The 6,393-nt window shown below is 39.9% G+C and carries 7 protein-coding genes; 3 read left to right on the top strand and 4 right to left on the bottom strand.

Annotated features, from left to right (window positions below; all coding sequences use genetic code 11):
- Both FC07_RS16410 and FC07_RS08060 read left to right on the top strand, forming a co-directional pair.
- Positions 1–153 (top strand): IS3 family transposase (locus tag FC07_RS16410; RefSeq protein ID WP_420835654.1); only part of this gene is annotated, 153 nt, incomplete at its 5' end.
- A 350-nt stretch (positions 154–503) separates the two neighbouring features.
- Positions 504–1,121: a recombinase family protein gene (locus FC07_RS08060; RefSeq protein WP_057904613.1), complete on the top strand. Its 618-nt coding sequence runs from the start codon at positions 504–506 to the stop codon at positions 1,119–1,121.
- A 252-nt stretch (positions 1,122–1,373) separates the two neighbouring features.
- Here the strand turns inward: FC07_RS08060 and FC07_RS08065 are convergent, their stop codons facing one another.
- From FC07_RS08065 to FC07_RS08080, 4 genes are all read right to left on the bottom strand, one after another.
- Positions 1,374–2,543 carry an IS256 family transposase gene (locus FC07_RS08065; protein ID WP_057904614.1) on the bottom strand — a complete coding sequence of 390 codons (1,170 nt, stop codon included), beginning with the start codon at positions 2,541–2,543 and terminating at the stop codon, positions 1,374–1,376.
- A 391-nt stretch (positions 2,544–2,934) separates the two neighbouring features.
- On the bottom strand, positions 2,935–3,138 hold the full coding sequence (locus FC07_RS08070; protein WP_057904615.1) for a hypothetical protein: 204 nt from the start codon (positions 3,136–3,138) through the stop codon (positions 2,935–2,937).
- 45 nt (positions 3,139–3,183) lie between these two features.
- Positions 3,184–3,969 (bottom strand): ParA family protein, encoded by a 786-nt coding sequence (locus FC07_RS08075; RefSeq protein ID WP_057904616.1) that lies wholly within the window; start codon positions 3,967–3,969, stop codon positions 3,184–3,186.
- 280 nt (positions 3,970–4,249) lie between these two features.
- The gene (locus FC07_RS08080) at positions 4,250–4,825 is read right to left on the bottom strand and encodes a TetR/AcrR family transcriptional regulator (RefSeq protein ID WP_057904617.1); all 576 of its coding nucleotides are present in this window, start codon (positions 4,823–4,825) and stop codon (positions 4,250–4,252) included.
- A gap of 165 nt (positions 4,826–4,990) precedes the next feature.
- Between FC07_RS08080 and FC07_RS08085 the strand changes: the two genes are divergently transcribed.
- Positions 4,991–6,393: MFS transporter (locus tag FC07_RS08085; RefSeq protein ID WP_057904618.1), on the top strand; the 1,403-nt coding region annotated here is incomplete at its 3' end.

Here is a 6,393-nt window from a genome sequence, read left to right on the forward strand (position 1 = left end):
GCGGAATTCAAGCAGCGATACGGCGTTATGAAGATCCACCATGAATTGAATCTGGAGCTTCAACCTCTGCAGCGCCGCTGCAGTCCTCGTCGAGTCTCTCGACTCATGAAGGAGATGGATATTCACTCGATTGCGAACCAAATGGCCGCCTGATTTAATGCTTTCCATGGTTCAAATAAGTTATTAATCGAAATTAATGATTTATTTGAGCTGTGGAAGCTAAACGCGGTTCTTGATCTCTCTTAAAATCTGTCTCACGTATTGACTACAATCCAGAAGTAATGGGTTAACGTTTTCTTATGATTCACAAAATTCAATTTTGGAGTTTTTGTTAGATTAGAGTGTACCCTAAATGGACAATAAACGTTATACTAAGAATATAGGAAAAAACTGAGATTCTATCGGGCACCGTCAGCGATTCTTGAATCTGTTAAAAATGTCCAATTTGAGTGTCTAATCTGTTACCGATAATGTAGGGTCAAATTCCGAGAGGAGAAGTCGTGATGAAAATTGGGTATGCCCGAGTTAGTTCAACTGATCAGAATTTAGCGCGTCAAATCAAAGCACTTAAAAAAGCTAAGTGTGAAAAAATATTCGAAGAAAAGCAATCGAGAAAATCAACCGAAAATCGACCAGAATTACAAGCAGCCATTGCGTATGTTCGACAGGGCGATACGCTGGTCATTGCGTCCTTGGATCGTTTGAGTCGTAACTATGATGATGCCAGTGATATTATCAAGCAGATCAGGGACAAACAAGTTAAGATGGAAGTCTTAGATGCGCCATTTCTTTCTATGCGCACCGGCGATTCAGATATGGATAAATTTATGTTTGACCTGTTAACCAAACTGCTATCTTATATGGCCCAAACGGAACGGAAGAAAATTCGTGAGCGCCAGCGTCAAGGAATTGAAATCGCCAAAGCCAATGGGAAATATCGGGGGACGCGGCCCGCTTACGCCGCAGACGCACCTAACCCACAAAAACGGTTTATCTACCGCCGTATCGTTGATCAGTTAAGAAATAAAGCAACCGGTGCCCCAATTAGCTATCGTGCAATTGCAGCTGAAACCGGTGTAGCGGTGCAGACAGTAATTAATATTAAAGATCGGCTGGTATAGCTGTTAAATAAGCGTCATCTGAGCACACGTTCGTTATTTTTAACGGACGATTATTTGAGTGAGGTCTGAGGGATTGTTTGATCTGCTTAAGGATTTCATATCACGAGTAGGACTTCAGTTTAGAGATACCGATGCGATTAATATTTAGGTTACTTATTTTGCGTTCAATTAGCCTAAAAAATGAGTTAACGAAGCTTTTTCGTGGGTGTGTCAAAAAGTTTGTGTAAACTCGTCTTCCCCATATGAACTGGGCTAGTCGAACATCGAGTCAAGTGTATCGCTACAGCTGACAAAACCACGGTGACGATGTCCAATACGTCCAGCGTTGTAATTAAGACACTGCGTGACAACGTAGCGATCAAGTGCTTCTTCATTCGGAAACTGTTGTTTTTTCCGCATATTGACTTTGAACGTCTTGTTGAAAGACTCAATCACGTTTGTCGAGTAGATACTGCCACGGATTGCTAGTGGAAACCCGTAATACGTGAACAAATCGTCAAGCTTCCCTAGCTTCTTTATGGCAGGATAGGTTACTCCCCAGGTCGCCACGAATGCTTCCATGGCGTTCTCTGCTTCCTCACGGGTAGGTGACTGCCTAATGGCACGGAACTCGTCGTTGATTGCCTTCCGTTCGGTCACACGGATTTTCGCCGTGAAGTTACGAGCTACGTGGACTAGGCACCGTTGAAACTGAGCTCTCGGGAAATGCTTAGCTATGGTACTTTGAAGGCCTACGACGCCGTCGGCGACGAACAAGAGGATTTGCTCAACACCACGTGATTTAACGTCAATCATCAGTTCTTCCCAGATGGTTGCCGATTCTGTAGGCGCTATTGCATAGCCTAAGACCTCCTTGAGACCATCTGGGCGGATCCCAATCATGATATAGACTGCCTCATTTTCAACTGTGTCTCGTCGTAAATGAACGTATGTCGCATCGACGTAAACGACCGCATACTTGTCGCTTAACCTCCGCTTCTGAAACAACTCAACCTGGTTCGTCACCACGTCAGTGATATTGGATATAGTCTGAGGCGAGTAGTACGCACCGTACATGTGATCGATCAACTCGGCAATTTCGCGATTGGTTACGCCATGGCTATATAACTGAATTATAGTCTCTTCCAAGCTGTCAGTATGACGTTGGTAAGGGGCAAGGGTCGGCGTGTTAAAAGCGCCGACGCGATCGCGCGGCATTTGAACCGTGATCCTGCCGTACGCCGTATCAATTTCCCGTTTGGAGTACCCATTACGATAGTTGCGGGCGTCTGCCGGACGGTTGTAAGGTTCGTAGTCGAGGAAGGCGGTGAGCTCCGTCGTAAGTAAATGGTTGATGGTTGTCTCAAGCTCAAGCCGAAAGACCTCAGTGATATCCTGCTTATTAGCTAGTGCAGACAGAAGTTCTGTGTTAAGTTGGGTCATGGGGAACGTCTCCTTATGATTTTGTGTGGTACTTAAATCATACGGGGAAGACGTTCCCTTTTCTAGTAGGCCTTTCGGCCGTTTACACAAACTATTTTATGCTCCCAACTTGGCGGTGAAAATCGACTGAATCTAAGTAGCTGTATGGTAGCTACTTGCTAAACCTAAAATTCCTGATTCCTTGTGAATCGGGAATTTTTTCTGTTTAGCTGATTTTTTTATTTGGTTGTTAAATTAATCTTAGTCTAGCATAGCGCTTACCTGCCGGCAACTTTATCTGGTTTTGTATACTACCAACATTCGGCTGGTGACAATGTTGTACTGGAAATAACCATTGGCTATCCTTAATTGGAATCCCAACAAGAGTTTCCTTATGGTGAATGTTCTAAAACTACAGATTAAACTCTTTTTTCAACAACTGTTCTAAATATCTTGAAGCTGTTAACTCTTTTTCTTTAGCGCGCATTGCTAATTCGTTAGCAATGTTTTGTTTTAAAGTATAGGACTTTGAAATTCTGGGTGCAGGATCTTCATTTGTTAATGAGCTGCTGTTCATACTTTTTTTTAGTTGGTTCATTTTATCTTCAAATGCCATAATGTTAATCCTTTCCATATCATAGCATGTCACATCATGATATGATCATTGTCTAGTAAAAATATCAAAGATATTGTCAATATTATCAAAAAATTCTCTTGTTTTTTGCGTTGAATTATTTTCTTTTTCCATATTAATCAATGGTTCATGATTAAGTGTTGTTTTATTAAATATTTCTCTCTCTGGAATTAACGCGATTGTTCGTGGATCTTTTTCCATTTGCTCTACAAATTCATGTGAAGATTTAGTATTATGCTTTATTCTGTTCCCAATAAATTTAAGCTCTGCTGTTACAAAACTTTTCCGATTTTCAACATTTATTACATCTTGTTTCAATTGCTCCATTCGTAATTCCAAATTACTTTTTGAAATAAAACCATATTCACTTGGTTCAATTGGGCTAAATACGAAATCTGAAATAACAATCATGTTCTGTGTAATTGTTGAAAAATCTGGGTGTGTATCTATTAGTACATAATCAAAATCTTTCAATTTATCATAGTTGTCGGAGAACCACATATACATTAATAATTCCTTATTGGCTCTCGTTTGAAGATCATTGTTGATTGTATCCAAATTCATAGAAGCAGGAATAATTGATAAGTTCTTGTGTAATTCAATAATTTCTGCTTTTTCACTGTCTTTTGTAAAAATGTCAGATAAGGTTCCATGGTCTTTATAAATATCATAGGTTTGAGTTAGGCTACATTGATGGTCACTATCAATCAGCAAAACATTATATCCCTTGCAAGACAACCATTCACCATAATTAAAGGTTAAGGTGGTTTTACCAACCCCACCTTTAATAGCGGAAAAAGTAATTATTTTCATAGTGTTCCTCCTTATTTGTTATCATGTCATGATATGATATGCAATGACATAATGTACTATGCACTTAAGCAGATTGTGTTTTTTAGTGTCTGTCTTTTCAGCAGGCACCTTGCAGGCCATTGTTTCACTGGAATAATCTAATAAGTACATAGACAACTTCAGTTAGTACATCAGATGTCATATTATGGTTGCGTTTCGCCCTAGTAATGGTTGATGTTAAAGGGGCTGAATTCATTAGGCTAGAACAATTTTAACTAGAGATCGTTTGTCGTAATTATGTCTAGTTTGCATTCAGACTGTCTGCTAATTGTCGAGCAGCCAACAACATCACGTTTTTAATTTTTCCTGGTGGCTCAGGATCACCTTGGCCTAACCAGACTCGTAGAATATTAGTAAAACCGCCTAGTTGAAAAGCCATCACATAGTTTACCTGGGCAGGGGTACCATGAACGTGCCAAGGAGCAGCAAACTGTTGATAACGAGGAATTGCTTTTTTCTGCCAAATTTCATTCATGTGATCAAATAAGCCTTGCCGAATCAATAATTGAATTAAATCACGTTTTTGCCACCAGAAATTTAAAAAAATTTCAAACGTGGTGTTTAACATAATTTCTCCTACTTGAGGTTTTTGCTGGAGTAATTGTTCAAAGTATTGATCAAATAACTGATCACACAAATAATTAATAACCGCTTCTTTATTTTTAAAAGAATGATAGAATGTCTTTCGAGATAATTCGGCGGTTTGAGCGATTTCAGTAATGGAAATGTCCTGAAAATTTTCTTTTTTCATTAAATTTATGAGTGCGTCACATAGCCATTGTTTAGACTGTTCAACCATACGTTGCTTCCCATTCATTTTGCTGCCCCTCTCATACACTATCGGTAACAAATTATAGCAATCTGTAGCACTTAGCCAATAAGGATTGTTTTAATGCTTAGGGCTAATTATACTAAAGACTGCAAACAAAGGTAACAAATGTTTCCTTTGTATTCATCTGTTACCGAAAGGAGCGCTTGATAGATGTCAAAAGCTACTAAAATTATCAGTTTTATCGGGTTAACCATTGCGATGTTTATGGGTACCTTAGACAGTACTATCGTCAACATTGCTTTACCCAAAATTATGACCCATTTTAATGCCAGTCTAACTGATACAAGTTGGGTTGCCACCATCTATACGTTAGCCTTAGCCGTGTTTATGATCACTGGTTCAAAGATTGCCGATCGTTATGGTCGTAAAAAAATTATGTTATTAGGATTAGCCTTATTTGGTGGCTTTTCAGCGGCTTGTATGCTGGCAACATCGTTACCAGAATTGATTGCTTTTCGCTTTTTTCAAGGATTAGGCGGTGCCATTATCACCCCGATTGTCTTACCAATGGGAATTGAAATATTTGGCAAAGCGCATATGCCCAAAATTGCTAGCGTTGTGGGCGCGGTAACAGCTTTAGCCGCTGCCGGGGGGCCACCGATTGGTGGTGTGATTATTGAATATGCTTCTTGGCGCTGGGTATTCGGCATTAATGTCCCCTTAACCATCGTAGCCTTTCTAATTGTTGCTATGGGGGTAAGGGAATCATATGACGAATCCTTGGCGGGGAGAATTGATTTACCAGGAACGATTCTTTTAACACTAGGCTTGGGTGGTTTAACCTTTGGCCTACTAGAAGGCCGCCAATATGGTTGGCAGTCGGGCATCATCTTAGGAACACTCATTGGCGGCGTATTAGCTATTGGATTGTTCATCTTTATCGAAAGTAAAGTCAAGCACCCGTTACTTGAATTAGATTTGTTTCGTGAAAAAACCCTCACTGCTTCTAGTTTAGTTTACTTTTTAACCGGCTTTGCATTAGTTAGCCCCACCCTGATTTTAAATTACTTTTTACAAGACGTTCTGAACGATACAGCGTTACATGCAGCCCTAATTATTATTCCAGTTTCCTTAACAATCATGGTAGCGATGCCTTTGGGAACTAAGTTATTTGATCAAGTTGGCGCAGTTCCGGTTACTTTGATTGGCCTCTTAGTCATGGCAGCTAGTTTACTGCTCTTGTCGTTTATCACCACCACAACGCCTAAAGCTGTTATCATTACTTTTCTGGTGATTAACGGTGTTGGTTTTGGGTTCTCTTCGGTTTCGTTAGTGGCCTCAGTTAAGCATTTGCCAAAAAATAAAAGTGGGATTGGTTCGGGAATTGTTAACGCAGCACGTCAAATTGGCACCTGTTTAGGAATTGCAATTCTAGTAACGGTCCTTGATAATAATGTCAATACAGCTAAGCAGCATATTCATCAAGATGCCATTCAAATTGTTGATCGACAACAATTATCACCCAAAGTAAATAAAGTGGCTCATCAACAATTGAATAGCCTATTTTCCACTACTGGATCAGCCAAATTAACAACTAAAAACAAACAGACGAA

Origin of the sequence: Loigolactobacillus bifermentans DSM 20003 (genome assembly GCF_001434575.1) — a bacterium.
Taxonomy (GTDB): Bacteria; Bacillota; Bacilli; order Lactobacillales; family Lactobacillaceae; genus Loigolactobacillus; species Loigolactobacillus bifermentans.

What these genes read in the sequence shown, in the direction of transcription:
- FC07_RS08070 (WP_057904615.1), bottom strand. Translation starts at nt 3,138, where the DNA reads ATGGCATTTGAAGATAAAATGAACCAACTAAAAAAAAGTATGAACAGC.
- FC07_RS08065 (WP_057904614.1), bottom strand. Translation starts at nt 2,543, where the DNA reads ATGACCCAACTTAACACAGAACTTCTGTCTGCACTAGCTAATAAGCAG.
- FC07_RS08080 (WP_057904617.1), bottom strand. Translation starts at nt 4,825, where the DNA reads ATGAATGGGAAGCAACGTATGGTTGAACAGTCTAAACAATGGCTATGT.
- FC07_RS08075 (WP_057904616.1), bottom strand. Translation starts at nt 3,969, where the DNA reads ATGAAAATAATTACTTTTTCCGCTATTAAAGGTGGGGTTGGTAAAACC.
- FC07_RS08060 (WP_057904613.1), top strand. Translation starts at nt 504, where the DNA reads ATGAAAATTGGGTATGCCCGAGTTAGTTCAACTGATCAGAATTTAGCG.